General features: G+C 65.6%; 19 protein-coding genes and 1 pseudogene. 6 read left to right on the forward strand and 14 right to left on the reverse strand.

Annotation, left to right across the window (positions count from 1 at the left end; all coding sequences use genetic code 11):
* Nucleotides 1-4: 4 nt before the first annotated feature.
* From AC1Q6V_RS21530 to AC1Q6V_RS21540, 3 genes are read right to left on the reverse strand one after another with little or no spacing between them, the layout of a single operon-like run.
* On the reverse strand, nt 5-1,888 hold the full coding sequence (locus AC1Q6V_RS21530) for a dipeptide ABC transporter ATP-binding protein (protein WP_010814213.1): 1,884 nt from the start codon (nt 1,886-1,888) through the stop codon (nt 5-7).
* Nucleotides 1,889-1,944: 56 nt separating this feature from the next.
* The gene (locus tag AC1Q6V_RS21535; RefSeq protein ID WP_011615493.1) at nt 1,945-2,919 is read right to left on the reverse strand and encodes an isoaspartyl peptidase/L-asparaginase family protein; all 975 of its coding nucleotides are present in this window, start codon (nt 2,917-2,919) and stop codon (nt 1,945-1,947) included.
* An 8-nt stretch (nt 2,920-2,927) separates the two neighbouring features.
* Nucleotides 2,928-3,890, reverse strand: coding sequence for a MurR/RpiR family transcriptional regulator (locus tag AC1Q6V_RS21540; protein ID WP_010814215.1), 963 nt, complete (start codon nt 3,888-3,890; stop codon nt 2,928-2,930).
* Nucleotides 3,891-4,174: 284 nt separating this feature from the next.
* Here AC1Q6V_RS21540 and AC1Q6V_RS21545 point away from each other — a divergent pair, with 284 nt between their 5' ends.
* Nucleotides 4,175-6,109, forward strand: a complete 1,935-nt coding sequence (locus AC1Q6V_RS21545; protein WP_454749067.1) for an ATP-binding cassette domain-containing protein — start codon at nt 4,175-4,177, stop codon at nt 6,107-6,109.
* 246 nt (nt 6,110-6,355) lie between these two features.
* Here AC1Q6V_RS21545 and AC1Q6V_RS21550 read toward each other — a convergent pair whose 3' ends face one another.
* The 3 genes from AC1Q6V_RS21550 to AC1Q6V_RS21560 all read right to left on the reverse strand — a co-directional run bounded on the left by AC1Q6V_RS21550 (nt 6,356) and on the right by AC1Q6V_RS21560 (nt 9,433).
* Nucleotides 6,356-7,153: a class I SAM-dependent methyltransferase gene (locus tag AC1Q6V_RS21550; RefSeq protein ID WP_454749068.1), complete on the reverse strand. Its 798-nt coding sequence runs from the start codon at nt 7,151-7,153 to the stop codon at nt 6,356-6,358.
* Nucleotides 7,154-7,316: 163 nt separating this feature from the next.
* Nucleotides 7,317-8,336 carry an ATP-grasp domain-containing protein gene (locus AC1Q6V_RS21555; RefSeq protein WP_058698023.1) on the reverse strand — a complete coding sequence of 340 codons (1,020 nt, stop codon included), beginning with the start codon at nt 8,334-8,336 and terminating at the stop codon, nt 7,317-7,319.
* 440 nt (nt 8,337-8,776) lie between these two features.
* On the reverse strand, nt 8,777-9,433 hold the full coding sequence (locus AC1Q6V_RS21560) for a sugar transferase (RefSeq protein WP_058698022.1): 657 nt from the start codon (nt 9,431-9,433) through the stop codon (nt 8,777-8,779).
* A gap of 271 nt (nt 9,434-9,704) precedes the next feature.
* Between AC1Q6V_RS21560 and AC1Q6V_RS21565 the strand changes: the two genes are divergently transcribed.
* From AC1Q6V_RS21565 to AC1Q6V_RS21575, 3 genes and pseudogenes are all read left to right on the forward strand, one after another.
* Nucleotides 9,705-10,007 (forward strand): hypothetical protein, encoded by a 303-nt coding sequence (locus tag AC1Q6V_RS21565; RefSeq protein WP_011615497.1) that lies wholly within the window; start codon nt 9,705-9,707, stop codon nt 10,005-10,007.
* 7 nt (nt 10,008-10,014) lie between these two features.
* Nucleotides 10,015-11,439: an NAD(P)-binding domain-containing protein gene (locus AC1Q6V_RS21570; protein ID WP_234788216.1), complete on the forward strand. Its 1,425-nt coding sequence runs from the start codon at nt 10,015-10,017 to the stop codon at nt 11,437-11,439.
* A gap of 68 nt (nt 11,440-11,507) precedes the next feature.
* Nucleotides 11,508-11,684: pseudogene (locus tag AC1Q6V_RS21575) on the forward strand (transposase); the annotation flags it as partial.
* Between the two features lie 113 nt (nt 11,685-11,797).
* Here AC1Q6V_RS21575 and AC1Q6V_RS21580 read toward each other — a convergent pair.
* The 4 genes from AC1Q6V_RS21580 to alr all read right to left on the reverse strand — a co-directional run bounded on the left by AC1Q6V_RS21580 (nt 11,798) and on the right by alr (nt 15,573).
* Nucleotides 11,798-12,283, reverse strand: coding sequence for a disulfide bond formation protein B (locus AC1Q6V_RS21580; protein ID WP_010810635.1), 486 nt, complete (start codon nt 12,281-12,283; stop codon nt 11,798-11,800).
* A gap of 144 nt (nt 12,284-12,427) precedes the next feature.
* Nucleotides 12,428-12,991 (reverse strand): GNAT family N-acetyltransferase, encoded by a 564-nt coding sequence (locus AC1Q6V_RS21585; RefSeq protein ID WP_010810634.1) that lies wholly within the window; start codon nt 12,989-12,991, stop codon nt 12,428-12,430.
* Between the two features lie 3 nt (nt 12,992-12,994).
* Nucleotides 12,995-14,356: a DNA repair protein RadA gene (gene radA / locus AC1Q6V_RS21590; RefSeq protein WP_010810633.1), complete on the reverse strand. Its 1,362-nt coding sequence runs from the start codon at nt 14,354-14,356 to the stop codon at nt 12,995-12,997.
* Nucleotides 14,357-14,451: 95 nt separating this feature from the next.
* On the reverse strand, nt 14,452-15,573 hold the full coding sequence (gene alr, locus AC1Q6V_RS21595) for an alanine racemase (protein ID WP_454749069.1): 1,122 nt from the start codon (nt 15,571-15,573) through the stop codon (nt 14,452-14,454).
* 573 nt (nt 15,574-16,146) lie between these two features.
* Here alr and lplT point away from each other — a divergent pair.
* Complete coding sequence (gene lplT / locus AC1Q6V_RS21600; RefSeq protein WP_010810631.1) at nt 16,147-17,466, forward strand: lysophospholipid transporter LplT; 1,320 nt, start codon at nt 16,147-16,149, stop codon at nt 17,464-17,466.
* Between the two features lie 15 nt (nt 17,467-17,481).
* On the opposite strand, the gene AC1Q6V_RS21605 is transcribed toward lplT, so the two are convergent.
* Genes AC1Q6V_RS21605 through tsaB form a run of 4 tightly spaced genes read right to left on the reverse strand, consistent with a single transcriptional unit; the run spans nt 17,482 to nt 20,774 of the window.
* The gene (locus AC1Q6V_RS21605; protein WP_011615501.1) at nt 17,482-18,618 is read right to left on the reverse strand and encodes a DUF1853 family protein; all 1,137 of its coding nucleotides are present in this window, start codon (nt 18,616-18,618) and stop codon (nt 17,482-17,484) included.
* Nucleotides 18,593-19,462, reverse strand: a complete 870-nt coding sequence (locus tag AC1Q6V_RS21610) for a uracil-DNA glycosylase (protein WP_454749070.1) — start codon at nt 19,460-19,462, stop codon at nt 18,593-18,595. Before AC1Q6V_RS21610 ends, AC1Q6V_RS21605 begins: the two co-directional genes overlap by 26 nt.
* A complete protein-coding gene (gene rimI, locus AC1Q6V_RS21615; protein WP_010810628.1) occupies nt 19,459-20,019 on the reverse strand; it encodes a ribosomal protein S18-alanine N-acetyltransferase in 561 nt (186 codons plus the stop codon). The genes AC1Q6V_RS21610 and rimI overlap by 4 nt, the downstream gene beginning before the upstream one ends.
* Entirely contained in the window at nt 20,016-20,774 is a 759-nt protein-coding gene (tsaB, locus tag AC1Q6V_RS21620; RefSeq protein ID WP_058697977.1) for a tRNA (adenosine(37)-N6)-threonylcarbamoyltransferase complex dimerization subunit type 1 TsaB, read from the reverse strand. The genes rimI and tsaB overlap by 4 nt, the downstream gene beginning before the upstream one ends.
* A gap of 130 nt (nt 20,775-20,904) precedes the next feature.
* Between tsaB and AC1Q6V_RS21625 the strand changes: the two genes are divergently transcribed.
* Complete coding sequence (locus tag AC1Q6V_RS21625; protein ID WP_011615505.1) at nt 20,905-21,174, forward strand: acyl-CoA-binding protein; 270 nt, start codon at nt 20,905-20,907, stop codon at nt 21,172-21,174.
* Nucleotides 21,175-21,182: the final 8 nt, after the last annotated feature.

Raw genomic sequence — 21,182 nt, forward strand, 5'->3', positions numbered from 1 at the left:
GACTTCAATAGGCGCCGCCGACGGCATGCCGGGCGACATAGTGGCCGAGCGACCCGCTGCCGGCGACCTGCACCAGTGGCTGCACCACCGGCTCGTCGCCAACCGCGCGGATCGGGCTGGGGATCTCGTCGTTGAGCGGCTCGCGCCGCAGGTGGCGCCGCGCCGGGTCGGCGATCGGCACCGCCGACATCAGCTTCTTGGTGTACGGATGCTGCGGATTCTCGAAGATCGCGCGGCGCGGCCCGATCTCGACGATCTGGCCCAGGTACATCACCGCCACGCGATGGCTCACGCGCTCCACCACCGCCATGTCGTGCGAGATAAACAGGAACGCGATGCCCAGTTCGCGCTGCAGGTCCAGCATCAGGTTAACAATCTGCGCCTGGATCGACACGTCCAGCGCCGACACCGATTCATCGGCCACCACCACCTTGGGGTTCAGCGCGAGCGCGCGCGCAATGCAGATGCGCTGGCGCTGGCCGCCGGAGAACTCGTGCGGGTAGCGCGCCGCATGCGATGCGTCCAGCCCGACCTTGTCGAGCAGCCAGGCCACGCGCTGCTCGGCCTCCTTACCGCTGGCGACCTTGTGCACCAGCAGCGGCTCCATGATCGAATAACCGACCGGCACGCGCGGATCGAGCGAGGCGAACGGGTCCTGGAAAATGAACTGGATATTGCGGCGCAGGGTCTGCAGCGCCGGCCCTTCCATCTTGCTGATGTTCTGCCCGGCGAACTCGATGGTGCCGCTCTGACTTTCCACCAGGCGCAGCAGCGAGCGGCCCGTGGTGGACTTGCCGCAGCCGGACTCTCCCACCAGCGCCAGCGTCTCGCCGGGATAGAGGTCGAAGCTGACCTTCTCGACCGCATGCACGCGCCGCGTGACGCGGCCGAACAGGCCGCCGGGCACGTCGAAGCGCGTCACCAGGTCCTGCACGCGCAGGATCGGCGCCACGCCCGGCGTCACCGTGTCCTGCGGTGCGACCGGCTCGGCGTTGGCGCTATCGAGTCGCAGCAGCGGGAACTTGGCCGGCAGGTCGGTGCCGCTCATCGCGCCCAAACGCGGCACCGCCGACAGCAGTGCGCGCGTATACGGGTGCGCCGGCGCGCGGAACACATCGTCGGAAGTGCCCTCTTCCACCTTCTCGCCGCGGTACATCACCAGCACGCGGTCGGCGACCTCGGCCACCACGCCCATGTCGTGCGTGATGAAGACCACGCCCATGTGCATCTCGGCCTGCAGGCCGCGGATCAGCTGCAGGATCTCGGCCTGGATGGTCACGTCCAGCGCCGTGGTCGGCTCGTCGGCGATCAGCAGCGCCGGCTTGCACGACAGCGCCATCGCGATCATCACGCGCTGGCGCATGCCGCCGGAGAGCTGGTGCGGATAGCGCTCCAGCACGCGGCGCGCCTCGGGGATGCGCACCAGTTCCAGCATGCGCAGCGCTTCGGCACGCGCCGCGGCGCGGCTCTTGCCCTGGTGCAGCCGGATCGATTCGGCGATCTGCTCGCCCACCGGGAACACCGGGTTGAGCGAGGTCATCGGCTCCTGGAAGATCATCGCCACGTCGGCGCCGCGCACGCTGCGCAGCGTGGCGTTGTCCGCGCGCGCCAGGTCGATCACCTCGCCGCCGCGCCGGCGCAGCGCCATGCTGCCGGAGGCAATCTTGCCGCCGCCATGCTCGACCAGCCGCATCAGCGCCAGCGACGTGACCGACTTGCCCGAGCCCGACTCGCCCACCACCGCCAGCGTCTCGCCGCGGTCGACATGGAAGGACAGGTTGCGCACGGCCTCGACGGTGCGCTCGGACGTGGCAAAGCGCACGGTCAGCCCGTTCACCGAGACCACGCGCTGCGGTGGCAGCACGATGCCGGACTGGGAGGCTTGCATAGGGGAAGTGGCCACTGGAACTCCTTGTATTGCCGGGTGATGCAGGGGGATGGCGCTCAGCCGTAGATCGACACGTTCACGGCCTCGCCCACCCGGGCGAAACCGCGGTACATGCCTTCGGTGTTGAAAGGCAGCGTGACGTTGCCGGCGCGGTCCACCGCGATCAGGCCGCCGCGGCCGTTGATGGCCGGCAGCTTCTCCATCACCACGCGCCGCGCTGATTCCTCGAGCGACAGGCCCGCATAGCGCATCTGGGCAGCCACGTCGTGCGCGGCCACGGTGCGGATAAACATCTCGCCGGTGCCGGTGGCAGACACTGCCGCCACGTCGTCCGCATAGCAGCCCGCGCCGATCACCGGGGTATCGCCCACGCGCCCCACCTGCTTGTTGGTCACGCCGCCGGTGGAGGTGGCCGCAGCCAGGTTGCCGCGGCCGTCGCAGGCCACCGCGCCGACGGTGCCGAACTTGCTGTCCGGATCGATCGGGTCGCTCGCCTGCGTCTTGCCTTGCGCCACCAGCGCAGCGCCATCGTGGTCCAGCAGCGCCATGCCGGCGTTGCCAAGCGCACGCTGCCACTGGTCATGGCGGGCCTGCGTGAAGTAGTAGTCCGGGCCCACCAGTTCCAGCCCCTGCGACTGCGCAAAGGCCTCGGCGCCGGCGCCGGCAAAAAGCACGTGCTCGCTGTGGTCCAGCACCGCGCGCGCGGCCAGCACCGGGTTGCGCAGGCGCGTGACGCAGGCCACCGCGCCGGCTGCCAGCGTGGCGCCGTCCATCACCGCGGCATCGAGCTCATAGGTGCCGGCATGGGTCAGCACGGCGCCCTTGCCGGCGTTGAACAGCGGGCATTCTTCCAGCAGGCGCACGGCCTCGGTGACCGCATCGAGCGCGCTGCCGCCCTCGGCCAGGATGCGCTGGCCGGCTTGCAGCACGTGTTGCAGCGCTTCGATGTATTCGCGTTCGCGGGCGGCGTCCATCGCCGCGCGGGTGATGGTGCCGGCGCCGCCGTGGATGGCAATGACTGCTGGTTGCATGTGGATGCTCAGGACTTGCGGGTGTTGGAGGATCGGCCGCGCGTGGCGCCAGCCGTGGCTTCGGTGGACTGCGGGGTGCCGGGCGCGGCACGGCCCGCGGACTCCGCGGCCGGCGTGCCGTACAGCCACGGCAGCAGGAATTCGGTCATTTCGGCGGCGGCCTTGACCGGGCGCTCGGCCCGGTGCGCGACCGCGCCGCACAGCGCCTCGATCAGCGCCAGCACGGTGGCATCGGAGTTGGCCGAGAGCCGGTTGCCGGCCTGCGCGTAGAGCGCGATATCGGCCAGCGGCGCCAGCGGCGAGGTCGGCCCGTCGGTCAGCGCCAGCACCTGGCCGCCGCGCGACTTGGCCCGCTCGGCCAGTTCGATGGTGTCCGTGACGTAGCGCGGGAAGGCAATCACGATCAGCAGGTCGCTTGGCTGCTGCTTGAACAGCTGCCGCGCCGCATGCGAGGCGCCGCCGGCGCCCGCCACCGAGGTCACCATGCGGCAGTGCATTTCCAGCCCGTGCTGCAGCAGGCCCGCCAGGAAACCGCTGGCGCCGAAACCGGCCACGTAGACACGCTGCGCCGCCAGGATCGCCGAGACCGCGCGCTCGCAGGCCTCCGGGTCGATGCCGCGCCGCGTGGCTTCCGCGTTGGCCGCGGCATCTTCCAGCGAGGCGGCGAAGACTTCGGCCGCGGTCGCGGGCCGCTCCAGCTCGCTGCGCAGCCGCTCCACCGGAGCCAGCGTGGCCTCGAAGCCGCGCACCAGCTCGGCCCGGAACTGCGGATAGCCGTCGAACCCCAGCGCCCGCGCAAAGCGGTTGGCCGTGGCCACCGACACCTCCACCGCCGCGGCAAATTCGTCGATGCGCATGGTCGCTGCGCGGAACAGATTGGCCAGCACGTATTCCGCCATGCGGCGGTGCGCCGGCGTCAGCGTCGGCAGGCTGCGCGCAATGCGGTCTGAGATCGAATGGCCTTTTTGCATGGTGGAAGCGGTTGGTCTGGACGTCGTCTGATGCACGCCGTTTTCGTGAAAATGAATTTACACGCAACGCACGAACAAGAAAATAGAGTTTTGCAAGACCAAGGGTAATCCCTGAATCGTCGAGGCACGAAGGCACATTGGCGGTGCACGTTGCCGGGCTGTTTTGCACCGCCACGGCGTGCGGCGCACCGGAAACGCTACAATGCCGGCCAGCGCACCAGACCCGGCGGTTGCCCGCTTTCTCCGCGCTTTTTCTGTTTTTCACTCAGGCATTTCCCCCTCCCGTGATCCGAATCGACCAGCTAGTCCTCCAGCGCGGCACCAAGGTGCTGTTCGACCACACCAGCGTGACGCTCAACCCGGGCGAGCGCGTGGGCCTTGTCGGCGCCAACGGCAGCGGCAAGTCGACGCTGTTCGCGCTGCTGCGCGGCGAGCTGCATCCGGACGGGGGCGATGTCATCGTGCCGGCTCAGTGGCGCGTCGCACACGTAGCGCAGGAAACGCCTGCGGTCAGCCGCACCGCCGTGGATTACGTGATCGATGGCGACACCCGCCTGCGCGAAATCGAAGGCGCCATCGCCGCCGCACAGGCCAGCGGCAACGGCAGCGCCGAGGGCGAAGCCCACGCCGCCTTTGCCGACGCCGACGGCTACACCGCCCCGGCGCGCGCCGAGGCCCTGCTGCTGGGCCTGGGCTTCACGCTGGCGCAGGTGTCGCAGCCGGTGGCCTCGTTCTCCGGCGGCTGGCGCATGCGCCTGAACCTGGCGCAGGCGCTGATGTGCCCGTCCGACCTGCTGCTGCTCGACGAACCGACCAACCACCTGGACCTGGACGCCATCGTCTGGCTGGAAGACTGGCTGGCGCGCTATCCCGGCACGCTGGTGATGATTTCGCACGACCGCGAATTCCTCGATGCGATCTGCAACGTCACCGTGCATATCGAGAACCAGCAACTGCGCCGCTACGGCGGCAACTACACGCTGTTCGAGACCCTGCGCCTGCAGCAGATGGCGCAGCAGCAATCCGCCTACGTGCGCCAGCAGAAGGAAATCGCGCACCTGGAATCGTTCATCACGCGCTTCAAGGCCAAGGCGACCAAGGCGCGCCAGGCGCAGAGCCGCGTCAAGGCGCTGGAAAAGATGGAGCGGCTGGCGCCGGTGCACGTGGCCGCCGGCTTCGCTTTCGAGTTCCGCGAACCCGACGCCGCCCCCAACCCGATGATGGTGCTCGACGGTGTCGATTGCGGCTATGCCGAGGCCGAGCCGCCCGTCACCATCCTGCACAACCTGGCGCTGTCGATCCAGAACGGCCAGCGCATCGGCCTGCTCGGCGCCAACGGCCAGGGCAAGTCGACGCTGGTCAAGACGCTGGCGGGCACGCAGGATCCGCTCAAGGGCAACCTGCGCCTGGGCAAGGGCCTGCAGATCGGCTACTTCGCCCAGCACCAGCTGGAGACGCTGCGCGACCACGACTCGCCGCTGCAGCACCTGGCGCGGCTGGCACCCGATACCCGCGAGCAGGAACTGCGCGACTTCCTCGGCAGCTTCAACTTCCGCGGCGACATGGCCACTTCGCCGATCGAACCGTTCTCAGGCGGCGAGAAGGCCCGCCTGGCGCTGGCGCTGATCGTCTGGCAGAAGCCCAACCTGCTGCTGCTGGACGAGCCGACCAACCACCTGGACCTCGACACCCGCGAGGCGCTGACCATGGCGCTGGCGCAGTTCGAAGGCACGCTGATCCTGGTGTCGCACGACCGGCATCTGCTGCGCGCGACCGCCGACCAGTTCATGCTGGTGGCCGACGGCACCATCAAGCCGTTTGACGGCGACCTGGACGACTACCGCGACTGGCTGCTGCAACAGGCCGCGGCCAAGCGCAATGCCGCCACCGCCGCGCACCTGGCAGAGAACGCCGGCGATGCCACCGCGGCGGTCAACCGCAAGGACCAGCGCCGCGCGGAAGCCGACGAGCGCCAGCGGCTGTCAGCACTGCGCAAGCCGTTGACCAAAGAATTGGAAAAGGTGGAAAAGCGCATGGCGGTGCTGCAAACCGCCAAGGAGGAGATCGACCAGTTCATGGCCGATGAAAGCAGTTATGCCGAAGCCAACAAGACCAGGCTGATGGAGATGCTTAAGCGCCAGGGCGAGGTCAACGGCGAGCTGGAGACGCTCGAGGAGAAGTGGCTGGAGTTGCAGGAGCAAATCGAGCAGATTGCGTGACCGCCTCTTTTCGGGCGCAGGGGGTACACGCTCATCGGCACAGCCAGCTCAGCGGCCTCAGCACCAAGACTACCCGCGCCAAGTGCTGGGCCGCATCGCCGATCATCCGATTAACCGGACCCGAACTGCCGCCTGGGCCGTCGCTGCCGCACTGCCGGCCCTCGAACCGGCCCTGGCCTCCTACGTCAAAATCCCTTGCCCCTGGCACCGTCAAGGACGGCACGTTACATCTTGGCAGAGGTTCAGTCAGGTTTGCCGAGGCAGTTCGTACGCGATGGTACGAATGACGCCTACGTTGTCCTGCACCTCACAGAGTATCCGCGTCGACAAGGCTTTCAGCTCGAACGGCGGCTCCGTCAGCACAATCCCGCTTGGTATGGCGCCCCAAATCCGGAGACCGGGACCGATCGGCTTGTCGAGATTTGGCGGGAAATCGGTCAGAGGCAAGTACTCAGTCAGAATCAGGCTCTTGTATGGCGTCAGGCTGGCAAGCACGCCGGCAATGCGTGCGTTGTCCAGATGATCGAGCACCTGGCGCAGGAAAACGACGTCACCTCTCGGCCAGGGCTCGCTTGTGATGTCGAGGCACCGGAAGTCCACATCAAGACTGGAGAACCTGGTGCGGTTCGACTGGATGACTGCCTCCACCACGTCGCAAGCAATGTAGCGTGCGCAAGCCGGGCGGATACGGCTGCCGACATTGAAATCGCCGCAACCGAGGTCAACCACGTCTGGCCGGTATGGCAACGAGCCGAGGTAGGCCGTTACGGCTTCGACATAGGTGTCGACGATCGCCGGATCATGAGAACTGCTCCCGCTGTAGAACCCGGAGTGGTCCTTCGCCACGCCCCACCCCCCGGTTTCGTAGACATGGGAAAACACCTCGCGAAGCGCCTTTCCCTGATACAGTGCGCGGTCTTTGCGGATGGTCCGGTCGTGGTGGTATTTCAGCAACCAGGCTGGCGTGTACGGCTTGAGCCGTTGTTTCAGCCGTTGCATCAACACCGCGCGCAAAGGCTTGGTCGGTATGCTTGAAGTGTTCACAGTGCCTCCTGCTGAGAGTGGCGAAAATTGACCCGGCGCGCCATGGAAATGAGCGCGCAACCGCTCACGGAAATCGCCGCGATTTGCCGACAGTCTTGTTCAAGATCCATTTCGGACGAGTGTGGCTGCTCCGTCCTGTTGCATTGCTCGTTATCGCCTGCCTTTATCCCTCCTCAACCCGTGCTCCCACGCCGACCGGGTAGTCGCACTTGGCCAGTTCGATACCGGCCTGATAGCGGACTTCCTGCCCTTGCTGCCCGCCGCGCACGCAATTCAGCAGTATCCGCACCAGGTTGGCTCCCGCTATATGGGTAAAGGGATAGCCTCCTCCGAATCTTGGATTCATCTCCAGCAGGTACTGACGCCCGTCGCGCTCGATCACATCGCAGTCGACATTGCCGATGTGCCGCAATTCGCGACTGATTCGCGTGGCAAGGTCGTTGAATGGCGCGCTTTCGACAGTGATCGCCCGGTCCGTCTCCCCCGCCCGCATCGACAGCTTCTTGCGGACCGCAAACCCGATCGGCCTCGCCTCAAAGTCGTTGAAGATATCGAGCCCGTACTCCTGGCCCGAGATCACTTCCTGGATCAGCACCTCCATCCCTGGCTGTCCCATCTTTGCGAAGATCGATTTCTGCAAGATCCGCTGGCAGTACGCACGGGCGAAGCGAAGCTCGTTCAGGTCCTCGACGACGAAGATGCCAAAACTAGCGCTGCCCCAGCGGGGCTTGACAATCAGAGGGAAGGCTACCGAGCCCGTCGCAATGGCATGCTCTGCGCTTTCGAGGCTCGCATAGCTGCGCGGCGTGGACAGCCCGATTGATTCGGCGAACTGCGCAGTCAGGAACTTGTCCGCGCAAAGGTTAACGACCTCTGCCGACGAGATGACCGGTATCGTTCCGATTTCCCGAAACCGTTGAGCGTGCTCGGCAATGAGCGGGAGCTCCAAGTCATTCAGCGACAGGAGGGCCGAGACCCGATGCACCCTGCATACATCGATCAGGAAGTCGATGTAGTTATCCGCCAAGAGGCCGGGGCCTACCAGGAACATGTCGCATGCGCTCGCGGCCGGCGCGCCGCGTTGCATGTCCACCCCAAGCACCATGCCGGTCCCGTTCAGCTCCGACTTGAAATACTCCACCAGATAGCGCCGTCTCCCTATGCAGGTCAAAAGAACGTTCATCTTCACCCCAATCTCATTCCAATCACAATGACCCTGCCATAGCCCCACAGCCCCATCATGCAGGTCTTTCGATGCTTTCGTCGGACCGGATTTCGGTCCTGCGGCTGGAGCGCCGACTTTCTTCTTTGCCGCTCTTGAACCGGGGCTCACCGATCGCGCGAAGCCGTCCCGCCAGAACTGCGGCCATTGTCCTGCGCCCAACCGTAACACCTACCATCTAATCAGAATCACCGGCTGGAAAGAAGCACGATACGTGCGCAAATTCACGTAGTAGCAACACGCCTTTGAACACCCACCGGCACAGCCTCTCACCAACGTCCTTCCCCTCCTGGTCCGGTAGTTTGTCTTGTTCGAGCTTAACTGCCACGATACGGCATCGATCTCTTCGCGAGAGAAGCATGGTCACAAGGAGAACATGCGGTATTCAGCATGAACACTCGTCATGCCGTGCGAATCGGAACTTCTTCCTTCTGCGCGGGCTCGGACTCGCTGGCGACGTACTGGGTGCCTGGGCTGCCTGTAAATGAAGGCACGGTCAGATCCCCCGCGGCGTTGATGCCCCGGCGGTCCATGACAGTGCCCACCGTGAGCCAGAGGATCTTCAGATCCAGCCAGAAAGAGCAGTGGTCCACATACCAGGTGTCGAAGTGAAACTTATCTTCCCAGCTCAGAGAGTTCCGCCCGTTCACCTGCGCCCAGCCGGAAATGCCGGGACGGACCAGATGACGCCGTGCCTGGTCCGGTGAGTAGAACGGCAGGTACTTCATCGGCAAAGGTCGTGGACCAATGACACTCATATCGCCCACCAGAACGCACCAGAACTGAGGCAGCTCATCGAGACTGGAGCGGCGCAGAAAATTGCCGAACGGCGTGAGCCTTTCTTCATCCGGCAAGAGCTGGTCATCAGGGCCTCGCTCTTCCGTCATGGTTCGGAACTTCACGACTTCGAATGGCCTGGCACCCAGGCCTGCACGTGTTGCACGAAACAGCACCGGACTGCCCAGCTTCCATCGCACTGCGCCAGCCAGGATCAGCAACGGAATGGCCAGCATGAGCAATGCCATGGAGGCGAAAACTATGTCGAACAAACGCTTCATGATCGATCCGCCCAGTTCGTCCCGCAGCGGCATTCATGGCCATCCCCTGACAGACAATGGATTTCCGCTCCGGAGTCTATCTAACCAAAGCCGAGCCTCCGTGTGAAGGACCAAAATGTGGTCGAGGCCACGTTGCGCCGCGCCACCGGTGCTGGAACCGGTTGCATCGCCAGCAATTCGACTATGTCCGCCATGGCATACATGGCTCTGACGACCTGCGCCTGCGCGCAAGCCGTGTCCGGCCACCCGAAAGAGAATCAAGAAAGCGAGTGTGCGCGCCCGTACAGAAGACACGGCGGCCTGGTTCTGGATTGCCTTAATCTGGCTGGACGGCACGATAGAAGCAATCGGAAATCGCTGTGCAGCACGCCACGCCGATCTATTGGACACGCTGAATTGGGCGATCGCAACTGTTCAATTGCCTGGATTGGCGCGCCCGATGGTCAATCGTGAAGTCAATAGAGCGGTTGATCTCTCAAGGCGCCGCACTATGGTCGCGCCACGCCTGTGGTTATTTGGTTCGCACTTTCAGTGGCATGATTTTATCGAAGACATGACAGCACCGGAAAAATGATTCAAGAATGATTTTCTGCACCCGCAGCATCATGCGGTGGTCCGTACTGCGCGGCTCCGCAAGCCAGGCAAGTTTAAGGGGAAGAGCAATAATGATCTCGTCAACGGATACGGTTATCATCGGAGCTGGTCCCTATGGCTTATCGGTTTCGGCCTACCTGACCTCAGCTGGCGTGCCACATCAAATTCTTGGGAAACCAATGCATGCCTGGAGGAATTTCATGCCTCCAGGCATGCTGTTGCGCTCGGAAGGATTTGCCTCGAATCTCTATGCGCCGCGGGAAGGCTATACGATTGAAGAATATTGCCGTCGCAATCGTATTGAATATAAGCCGATTGGTATGCACCTGCCGCTCGAGCTCTTTGTGGAATACGGGCTTTGGTTTCAGTCGCAGTTGGTCAGTCATGTTCGCGCAGTGGAAGTTGTCGATATGCACCGCAAGGATGGATTCTTCCGGCTGGCCCTGGGCGACGGCAGTTCCCTGGCGGCGCGGCGCGTGGTAATGGCTTTGGGTCTGAAGGGATTTTCGCAAATGCCTCCAGCACTACAGGGCATGCCGACACCTTACGTGGTTCACTCCAGCGAATTCGGGAGTCTGGAATGGGCTAAGAACAAGAACATCGTCGTTGTGGGCGGAGGTCAGTCGGCAATCGGGCTCGCCGCACTGTTGAGCGAGATCGGAGCGCGGGTTCGCTTACTCGTGCGCGGTGCGACTGTGAATTGGAGTAATGAACCGCGTACCTCCCGTGGGGGTATCTCAAGGCTACTGAGATCGCACGTCGGGATAGGACGCGGTTGGCAGTCGAATACTCCGAGCGCTCTTTTGTCTTCCTTCTTGCTGTCCGAGTACCCTATTGTCTTCCACATGATGAATCTTGAGCGCCGCAAGAGAACTCTAGAGACTGGGTGGGGACCGTCGGGTGCCTGGTGGCTGCGCAATCGCGTGGATGGCAAGATTGATATCTTGACTCAGACTGAAATCAGGCAGGCCGAAGTCAAGAATGGTCAGGTAGTTCTGCAGGTCGCGACCAGGAACGAAACGTCCTGCCTTAGCGCTGATCATGTTGTTGTCGCGACGGGGTTCAAGGTTGACATGGCCAGACATTCATTCATTTCCCAGGAACTCTTGAATTCGCTTTCACTCATTGACGGCTCGCCAAGTCTGACGCGCAATTTCGAAACCAATGTACGCGACCTATATGTGGTTGGGCCGGCCGCCGCGCTGAGCTTTGGGCCTGCTCTGCGTTTCATCTATGGCGCAAAATATGCGGCTCCACAGTTGGCACGGCACATCAGTAGATGCTTCAAGAATGAAACCAGGATTTCTGTCGCCCAGTCACAGGCCCTCCCTTCGGAGTTGGTCGAGGGAAATGGTGGCAGCGGCCTGCATGGGCAAAGCATTCTTCAGGCCCCGGGAAATAATATGGAATAGTTTCAGAAGGAGCTCTCAACTTGCTAAGAGCGAGACGGAGTAGTGGCAAGCCGGACCACTGCACCCAGGACATCCTGACTGCGGTAACTGACGGCCTCAAGGGCATGGAACAGGCCCTGAACGCGGTGTTCCCCCAAACGAGGCTGCAGTCCTGCATCATGCATCTGATCCGCAACAGCCTGGGATACGCCAGCAGGAAGGAGTGCCGGGCCGTGGCGGCGGCGATCAAGCTACTGTGGCTGGCCCTGCGCAACAGGTACTACCCGACTACGTCAAAGCAAACCAGCGCTGCTCGAAAATCCGTTGCATCAAACAAACACCGGCGCCTGGTGCGCCGGTTTCTTTATCAATTCACCACTCAGCGGAAATTCTTCTCGCGCCGGATCAACCCCACCGCCAGCGTCAGCGTCAGGATAAACAGCCAGATCAGCGACCATGCCGGCACCGACAGCCCCAGAACCGGCGGCAGCGGCGCGGTGCACAGGCCATCCGCGTAGAACACCTGCGGCAGCGCCTTGGCAGTCGGCAGCGCGTTGACCCAGTTCTCCAGCGGATCGATGCCGCAGCTGGCCTTGGGATTGAGCAGCAGCGACACGTGGTAGACCGCCACCGCAATCCCGGCAATGCCGGACAGCATGCCCAGGCCCTGCCACAGCGAGCGCGTATTCTGCGCCACGGCGGCCAGCAGCGAGAAGATGCCGATGCCGATAAAGGCAAAGCGCTGCATCACGCAGAGCGGGCAAGGCTGGTAGCCCTTTTCAAACTGCAGGTAGAGCGCAACGCCGACCAGGCCGAAGGAAACGAGGGCGATCAGCAGGAAATAGGCGCGTGAGTTGGCTTGCATAGTGGGTGATCAGGTAATCCGGTAAGCGGTGCCGTCAGTGGATGGCGCGGCATTGCTGCGCATTATTACCTATTTTGCAGCGCCTGCAGTTGGCGTCACATGCAGCGCAAGCCCCCTGCCCTGTGGCGGATTGACGCAGGGGTGCTATGCGCCGGCTGCCTGCCACGCCGTACGCGGCAAACGGTACAGGCAATGGGGCCGCAAGGGGTGCCCTGGCGGCAACGCGGGATGCTCGAAACCCACGGCATCCTCACGCATGCCGAGCCTTTCCATGACCGCCCGCGAGCGGGCATTGGCGAGTGTCGTGAAAGACACGATCTCATCCAGCCCCAGCCGCTCAAAGCCCCAGGCAAGCGCGCCGCGTGCCGCCTCGGTCGCGTAGCCGCTGCCCCAGGCGTGCCGCGCCAGGCGCCAGGCGATCTCCACGCAGGGCGCGAACGGCAGCGCCGCGGTGGGCTCGTGCAGTCCGACAAACCCCAGGAAAACACCGTCCGCCTTGCGCTGCGCCACCCAGACGCCCCATCCCTTCGCTGCGATCAGGCTGCGGCAGTGGTCGGCCAACGCATCGCTTTCAACACGCGCCAGCGGCGCAGGGAAATAGCGCATCACCTGCGCGTCGGCATTGAGCGCGGCAAACGGCGCATAGTCCGCCTCGCGCCACTGGCGCAGCCGCAGGCGTTCGGTCTCGAAGGCGATGCCGTCGTCCATGGCTCAGTCCAGATGGCGCACGCGGTCGATGGCCTGCTCGATGCGTTCCACCGCGATCACTTCGAGCCCGTCGATCTTCTGTTTGGGCGCGTTCGCCTTGGGAATCACGGCGATCGTAAAGCCCAGCTTGGCGGCTTCCTTCAGACGCTCCTGCCCGCGCGGGCTGGGCCGGATCTCGCCGGCCAGGCCGACTTCGCCGAACACCACCAGGCCGCGCGGCAGCGGCTTGTTGCGCATCGACGAGTGGATCGACAGCAGCACCGCGAGATCGGCGGCGGGTTCGGTGATCTTGACCCCGCCCACAGCGTTGAGGAACACGTCCTGGTCAAAGCAGGCTATGCCCGCGTGCCGGTGCAGCACTGCCAGCAGCAGCGCCAGCCGGTTCTGCTCAAGGCCCACCGCCAGCCGGCGCGGGTTGGGCACATGGGCGGTATCGACCAGCGCCTGGATCTCCACCAGCAGCGGACGCGTGCCCTCCTGCGTCACCAGCACGCATGAGCCCGGCACGGTCTCTTCGTGCTGCGACAGGAACAGCGCCGACGGATTGCTGATGCCGCGCAGGCCGCGCTCGGTCATGGCAAACACGCCCAGCTCATTGACCGCGCCGAAGCGGTTCTTGAAGGCGCGGATCAGCCGGTGCGAGGAATGGGTATCGCCCTCGAAATACAGCACCGTATCGACGATATGCTCCAGCACGCGCGGACCGGCCAGGCTGCCTTCCTTGGTCACGTGGCCGACCAGGATGATGGTGATGCCGCTGCTCTTGGCAATGCGCGTCAGCTGCGCCGCGCATTCGCGCACCTGCGCGACCGAGCCCGGCGCGGAGGTCAACGCCTCGGAGTACAGCGTCTGGATCGAGTCGATCACCGCGACTTCGGGCTTTTCCACTTCCAGCGTGGCCTGGATCTTCTCCAGCTGGATTTCGGCGAGCAGCCCCAGTGACGGGCTTTCCACGCCCAGCCGCTGCGCGCGCAGCGCGATCTGCGCACCGGATTCTTCGCCGCTGACGTAGAGCACGCGGCGCTGGCCCGCAAGGTTGGCCAGTGCCTGCAGCAGCAGCGTGGACTTGCCGATGCCGGGATCGCCGCCGATCAGCACCACCCCGCCCGACACCAGGCCGCCGCCCAGCACGCGGTCGAATTCATCGATGCCGCTGGAAAAGCGCGGCACGTCGGCGGCATCGATCTCCGACAGCTTGCGCACCGTGGCCGAGGCCGCCAGCGGCTGGAAGCGCTTGTTCGCGGCGGACTCGGCCACCGTCTCCACCAGCGTGTTCCACTGCTGGCAATGCGGGCACTGGCCGGCCCAGCGCGGCGTGGTGCCGCCGCATTCAGTACATGTATAGACAGTCTTGGTCTTGGCCAACGGATGTCCTTGCAGGAAAAAACGAGCCGGGCCCACAAGTGGCCCGGCCGGCAGATGGCAAGTGCGCGGGCCAGCGCCCGCACCAACGCCCCGGATCAGGCCACGGCAGGCGCGGCGCTGTCCGAAGCCGTGATCGTCGCCACCGAGGTCGGCACGCGCGGGGCCAGTGCGCACATCAGCTCATAGCCCACCGTGCCGCTGGCTTGCGCCACCTCGTCGATCGGCAGGCCCTGGCCCCACAGCGTGACCGGGCTGCCGACCCTGGCCTTCGGGCACGGGGTCAGGTCCACGCACAGCATGTCCATCGACACGCGCCCGACCAGTTCGGTGCGCACGCCATCGACCAGCACCGGTGCGCGCTGCTCGCCCCAGCCCGACGCATGGCGCGGGTAGCCGTCGGCATAGCCGCACGCCACCACGCCGATGCGCATCGGCCGCTCGGCGGTGAACAAGGAGCCGTAGCCGACGGTGTCGCCCGACTGCAGGTCCTGCACCGAGATCAGTTCGCTGTGCAGCGACATGGCGGGCTGCAGGCCGGTGCCGGCAATATCGGCATCGCGCCCGGTCGGCGAGGCGCCATACAGGATGATGCCGGGGCGCACCCAGGCGCGGTGCGCCTGCGGGTGCCACAGCACCGCGGCCGAGTTCGACAGGCTGGCCTCCCCCGGCAGGTTGGCCGTAGCGGCGTCGAAAGCCTCGATCTGGTGGGCCACGCCTCGGGCACTATCCGCATCGGAAAAATGGGTCATATGGACGATACTGCCCACACAGGGCATGGCGCGTGCGCGCTCCCAGGCGGTACGGTAAGCGGCCGGATGGAAGCCGAGCCGGTTCATGCCGGTATTGAGCTTGAGCTGGATCGCCAGCGGTCCCTTGGCGCGTGCGCTTTCCAGCATGCGCAGTTGCTCGTCGCAATGGATCGCGGTGGTCAGGCGGTATTGTTCGATGACGGCAACATCCTGCGGCTGGAAGAAGCCCTCCAGCAGCAGAATCGGGCCCTGCCAGCCAAGGTCGCGCAGCAGCACGGCCTCGTTCAGGTCCAGCAGGCCGAAGCCGTCGGCGCCCCGCAGGGCGGCAAAGACGCGGCGGATGCCATGGCCGTAGGCATTGGCCTTGACCACCGCCCAGATGCGCGACTCCGGCGCCTTGCCGCGGATGATGTCGAGATTGTTGGCCAGGGCGGGTTGGTGGATGACAGCGTGGATGGGTCTTGGCATGGAAGTCACATCTCAGGAAGCGGACGAGCAAGCCGGCGGCGCCGCTGGCGGCGTGGGCGGCCGGCGCGGGTGCCGGAAGTACGGCTCTGTCTCAGTATCGATGGCGCAAACGTCACCTGTCGGTGTGCAGCAGCATGTTGCGGCGACTGGCATGCGGGAATGTGCGGAATTGGCACGCCCTTGTATCCCAGTCACCATATCGGTTCGACCACGCACCAGATCGGGGAAGACCCGGTCGGCTGGTCGCGGTCGCAGTCGTTATTTGAACACATTCAGATGCCGTTGCCGGGGGTCATTGGGGAATCGGCACGGCAATCCGCTGTCAAAAAGAGCCCTTGCCGGGGTTCGGGAATGTCACGTTTTCGTGATATAAAGCCGGACGCTCCGGCCATGTTCTAAAAGCGAAGCATTATGTCAATGACTGTCAGGCAAGCCTCAAGGCGCCGCAGCGCAGCACCACAGACACAATTCGACACGGCCGCGGCACAAGGTTCCCTGCAAACCATGGCCTCCCCGGTGGGCGCCAGCCTGGCCAACCTGAGCGGAGCTCGCGATGGAGAAAAAGTCGACAGCATGAAGAAGGGTTTTTACACCATCATGGCCGCGCAGTTTTTTTCTTCGCTGGCCGACAATGCCTTACTGATCGCCGCCATCGCCCTTCTCACCGAATTGCATTCCCCGCAGTGGATGACCCCGCTGCTCAAGCTGTTCTTCGTTCTTTCCTACGTCGTTCTCGCCGCCTTCGTCGGCGCCTTTGCCGACTCCATGCCCAAGGGGCGGGTGATGCTCATCACCAACGCCATCAAGGTGGTCGGCTGCGCCATCATGATGTTCGGGCTGCACCCGCTGCTGGCGTATGGCGTGGTGGGATTCGGCGCGGCGGCGTACTCGCCGGCCAAGTACGGCATCCTGACCGAGCTGCTGCCGCCGGAGAAACTGGTGCTGGCCAATGGCTGGATCGAAGGCCTGACGGTGGGCTCGATCATCCTGGGCACCGTGGTCGGCGGCGCGCTGATTTCCGTGCACGTGTCAGGCATGCTGCTGCAGCTGGATGTCCCGTTCCTGAACACCGGCATCGACACCCCGGCCGAGGCCGCGATGGTGGTGATCATGCTGTTCTACGTGGTCGCCTCGATCTTCAACCTGTTCATCCCCGATACCGGCGCCCGCTATCCGGCGCAGGAAAAGAACCCGATCAGGCTGATCGCCGAGTTCGGCGACTGCTTCGTGGCGCTGTGGCGCGACAAGCTGGGACAGATCTCGCTGGCGGTGACCACGCTGTTCTGGGGCGTGGGCGCCACGCTGCAGTTCATCGTGCTGAAGTGGGCCGAGAAATCGCTGGGCCTGAACCTGTCCCAGGGCGCGCTGCTGCAGGCCGTGGTGGCCGTGGGCGTGGCCGTGGGCGCGATCCTGGCCGCGGCGCGCATCCCGCTGCGCAAGTCACTGTCGGTGCTGCCCTTTGGCGTGGCAATGGGCGCCACCGTGATGATCATGGCGTTCTACACCAAGGATGCAATGCCCAATGTCACGCTGGACGTGATGGGCCTGCAGATGCCGCTGTACATGGCCATTGCCTATGTGTTCCTGATGGTGGTGGGCGCCATGTCTGGCTACTTCGTGGTGCCGATGAACGCGCTGCTGCAGCACCGCGGGCACGTGCTGCTGTCGGCCGGCCACTCCATCGCGGTGCAGAACTTCAATGAGAACGTCTCGGTGCTGCTGATGCTGTGCCTGTATGCGCTGCTGATCAAGCTGAACGTGCCGATCGGCGTGGTCATCGTCGCACTGGGCCTGTTTATCTGCGTGACCATGGCGCTGGTGCTCAAGCTGCACAAGTACAACGCGCGCACCTTCAACTCGCTGGCGATGATCGGCGAGGACAAGCACCACTAGCCGGCGCAGCGAGGGTCAGGCCGCGTCCTGCGCGGCCTGCGGCCCCGGTCTTGGCGGCTCCGCCGCCCGCGCCAGCGCCCGCTCTTCCCACCCCGGCGGCACCACGAACCCGCGCGAGCATTCGCGCCACCAGCCTGGCGCCTCTGGCCCGGCCGGCTCCAGTTCGCACAGCATCACCGGAGATTCGCGCCGCCAGCCGTGGTCATGGCGCGGGTCGGCAAAGCGCTGCGCCAGCATCGCGCGCAGCGCGCCGGCTTCTTCCGTGCCGGATTCGGGCACCAGCGCGCCCGACAGCCAGCCGGTACGTGGCAGGCGGCACCAGCGCAAGCCGGGCCGAGCGGCTGCGCGGGCGGCCCAGTCATCGAGCGTGGACCACCAGCCGTGCAAATGGTCTGGCGCGATGCCCAGCGCATCCAGCCCCGGCGGCACCCGGCCATCGTGATAGAACAGCCAGCCCAGCAGGTAGACCTCGCTGCGGTCCACCGTATGTCCCAGCAGGGCCTGTGCCTCCGCGGTGCAGCCCAGCGGCAGCTGGCGGTGCACGATGTGGCCCAGCTTGTCGCCAAGGCGGTCGACCAGGTTCGGGCCGACGAAATCCTGCGCCCGCGCTACCTGGCTGTCGCCAGGCGCCATCAGGTAGAACTTGGCCGCCATCTCCCAGTGGACCACCGCGCCCGACGCCTGCTCGCGCCAGATAAAGTCCAGCTCACCCAGCGTGCGGATACCCTGCCGTCCTGCGCACCGCACCGGCACGTTGGCGGCCAGCAGCGACAGCCCCTGCATATGGCGCAGCGCAAAATGCAGCAGCCGCTCGGCATGGCGGCCCAGGCGCAGGCTGCGGCTGGCGGGATCCTGGTCGGGATCGTCGGCGGAAGGGGCGACGTGGCCGTCGGCCAGTTCGTCGATGGTGGCGGGCAGCGTGGCGGGGTCAGCGGCTTCCAGCCAGTGCTGCCAGGCGGCCAGCGTGCCGGCGGGCCAGCGCGCCGGGGCCGCGCCCGGCACCGCCGCCAGCAGCGGCGGCGAGAGCGTGGTCCAGGCCAGGTCGCGCGTGCGCGCCGACGCGGCGCGGCGCCACAGCGGCGGGCCCGACGGCCTGTTGCCGTCGCCGCCGCGGGTCAAGGAGAGGTCAGGCCCCAGCTCCCGCACGGTCATGGACCTCCCTGGCCAGGCACAGGTCTTCCCACGCGCGCGCCTTGTCGGTCAGGGTGCGCAGCAGGTAAGCCGGATGGTAGGTCACCACCACGGGGATACCTTCATAGCTATGTACGGTGCCGCGCAGCTTGCCGATGGGCGTGGTGCTGCGCAGCAGCGACTGCGCCGCAAAGCGGCCCAGCACCACGATCACCCTGGGCTTCACCAGCGCGATCTGGCGGCGCAGGAACGGCTCGCACTGCGCCACCTCCTCGGGCTCCGGGTTGCGGTTACCGGGCGGGCGGCACTTGAGCACGTTGGCGATAAACACATTGCGCCCGCGCACCAGCCCGAGCGCGCCGAGCATATTGTCGAGCAGCTTGCCGGCCTGGCCCACGAAGGGCTCGCCCTGCAGGTCTTCGTTCTCGCCGGGGGCTTCGCCCACCAGCATCCATTCGGCCTGGCGGTCGCCCACGCCGAATACGGTATTGGTGCGGTGCTGGCACAGGCCGCACGCGGTGCAGCCGGCCACGGCGGCGTCCAGCGCCGGCCATTCCATGCTGGCAATGGCGGCTTCGCGATCTGCTTGCGCCGAGCCGGGTTCCGGGCCGGCCGGAACCAGAGCAGGCGCCGCCGGTGCCCGGGAGACCGGCGGCGCCACTGGCGCCGGCACCGGCATGGCGGGTTCCGCAGCCGGAGCGGCAACCACTGCGGCAACCTCGGCCACAGGCGCCTCGGCAACAGGCATCGCTGCCTGCGCCACGGCCACCTCCGGCGCAGCCTCTGCCTGCGCATCCGCGCGCTCGCGCGGCACCCATTCGGTCGGGATGCCCAGGACTTCCAGGAACTGTGCGCGGCGGCTCATGCCCTGCCCTCCGTGCCTTCATTGGCGGCGGACTCGGCCGGCCAGCTGCGGCGCAGCACCAGCGCATCCTCGCGCTTGCTGCCCAGGGCCGGGTAATAGCCCTTGCGGCGCCCGATCTCGGCAAACCCCGCCGCCTGGTACAGCGCGATCGCCCCGGTATTGGACGGCCGCACTTCCAGCAGCATGGTATGGATGCGGTGCGCGTGCGAGGTGGCCAGCACCACCGCCAGCATCAGCCGCCCCAGCCCCTGGCGCTGGCGCCGCGGCTCGACGGTGATATTGAGCAGGTGCATTTCATCGACCACCGGCATCAGCACGGCGTAGGCCACCAGCGTGCCAGCCGGGTCGCGCAGCGTCAGGCCGAGATGCCCGGACTTGACCGAGTTCTCGAAATTGCCGCGGGTCCACGGATGGCTGTAGGCACGCGCCTCGATGCCAGCCACGGCCGCCAGGTCGAGCGCGCTCATGCGGCCCAGCGCCCAGCCGTCCGGCAGCACCGGCATGGCGGGCACGGCCGGCCAGTGGTTGCGGGGATCGAGCGGATAGGCTGCACTCACGATGCGCTCCCGGCCTGGGCCGCGGCACGGGCGGCAGCGGCGGCTTCGCGTTCGGCGATGGTCTGCGCGACCTTGTCGCGCAGGTAGATCGGCATGGCCTGGTCGGCGTCGATGGCCTCGCCGCGCGCCAGTGCGCGCAGTGCAATCGCGATCATCGGCTGCGCATGGGGCATCGCCTCCGGCAGCACGCGCGCGGCACGCGCCAGGCCCGCCAGCCGCTCGCCGAAAACCGTCGAGGCATTGCCGGCCAGCCAGAAATCGCCGTCGGGCAGCGGCACGGTTTCCGGCGCGCTGACCTGCATCGGCGTGACTTCCGCCCATTCCCGCGCGCTGGCATGCCAGCGGAAAGCAGCGGAATAGGCTTCATCCATGCGCGCGTCCAGGGCCACCAGCACCGCGGTGTCGTCCGGCAGCGCCGGAGTAGCGGCGCGCGCGCGCTCGGCGCACGTCATCAGGGTATTGACCGGAACCACCGGCAGCCCGGCGCCGAAGGCCAGCCCCTGCGCCACGCCGCAGGCGGTGCGCAGGCCCGTGAACGAGCCCGGGCCGGCGCCAAAGGCAATCGCAGCGCAGTCCGCCAGCGCAATGCCGGCTTCGGCCAGCAGCTCGCCGGCAGCCGGCAGCACGCGTGCCGACGAGCGTGCACCAGTGTGCTCATGGCGCACCAGGCACTCGACTCCGGCACCCGGCACCGCACGTCCGAGCGCGACCGAGCACCACTCTGTAGAAGTTTCAACAGCAAGAATCCAGGACATGGCGCGATTGTATCCGGTGACGCCCGGAATCGAGGGCTTCTTCGGTTTTATACGGACGGCGCGGCGCCGCCGGGCGGCTATCATCGGCCTGCACTTTCGCAATCCAGACAGCACACACGGAGGAACCCCCATGAGCGACCTGCAGGCACGCTTCGACCAGGCCCAGATCGACGTCAAGCAACTGAGCGAGCGCCCCAGCAACATGTCCCTGCTGCGCCTGTACGCCCTGTTCAAGCAAGGCAGCGAAGGCGATGCCCACGGCGACAAGCCCGGCATGACCGACTTTGTCGGCCGCTACAAGTTTGAAGCCTGGGAAGCCCTGCGCGGCACCGCACGCGAACAGGCGATGGAGCAGTACATCGCGCTGGTGGAAGAACTGCGCAGCGGCGCAGCCAGCTAAGCCGGCGC

Source organism: Cupriavidus sp. GW823-FHT07B10 (assembly GCF_058794355.1).

Coding starts and splice junctions, on each gene's coding strand:
- AC1Q6V_RS21530 (WP_010814213.1), bottom strand. CDS start 1,888: ATGCAAGCCTCCCAGTCCGGCATCGTGCTGCCACCGCAGCGCGTGGTC.
- AC1Q6V_RS21535 (WP_011615493.1), bottom strand. CDS start 2,919: ATGCAACCAGCAGTCATTGCCATCCACGGCGGCGCCGGCACCATCACC.
- AC1Q6V_RS21540 (WP_010814215.1), bottom strand. CDS start 3,890: ATGCAAAAAGGCCATTCGATCTCAGACCGCATTGCGCGCAGCCTGCCG.
- AC1Q6V_RS21555 (WP_058698023.1), bottom strand. CDS start 8,336: ATGAACGTTCTTTTGACCTGCATAGGGAGACGGCGCTATCTGGTGGAG.
- AC1Q6V_RS21560 (WP_058698022.1), bottom strand. CDS start 9,433: ATGAAGCGTTTGTTCGACATAGTTTTCGCCTCCATGGCATTGCTCATG.
- AC1Q6V_RS21570 (WP_234788216.1), top strand. CDS start 10,015: ATGATTTTCTGCACCCGCAGCATCATGCGGTGGTCCGTACTGCGCGGC.
- AC1Q6V_RS21580 (WP_010810635.1), bottom strand. CDS start 12,283: ATGCAAGCCAACTCACGCGCCTATTTCCTGCTGATCGCCCTCGTTTCC.
- AC1Q6V_RS21585 (WP_010810634.1), bottom strand. CDS start 12,991: ATGGACGACGGCATCGCCTTCGAGACCGAACGCCTGCGGCTGCGCCAG.
- alr (WP_454749069.1), bottom strand. CDS start 15,573: ATGCCAAGACCCATCCACGCTGTCATCCACCAACCCGCCCTGGCCAAC.
- lplT (WP_010810631.1), top strand. CDS start 16,147: ATGAAGAAGGGTTTTTACACCATCATGGCCGCGCAGTTTTTTTCTTCG.
- AC1Q6V_RS21605 (WP_011615501.1), bottom strand. CDS start 18,618: ATGACCGTGCGGGAGCTGGGGCCTGACCTCTCCTTGACCCGCGGCGGC.
- AC1Q6V_RS21610 (WP_454749070.1), bottom strand. CDS start 19,462: ATGAGCCGCCGCGCACAGTTCCTGGAAGTCCTGGGCATCCCGACCGAA.
- tsaB (WP_058697977.1), bottom strand. CDS start 20,774: ATGTCCTGGATTCTTGCTGTTGAAACTTCTACAGAGTGGTGCTCGGTC.
- AC1Q6V_RS21625 (WP_011615505.1), top strand. CDS start 20,905: ATGAGCGACCTGCAGGCACGCTTCGACCAGGCCCAGATCGACGTCAAG.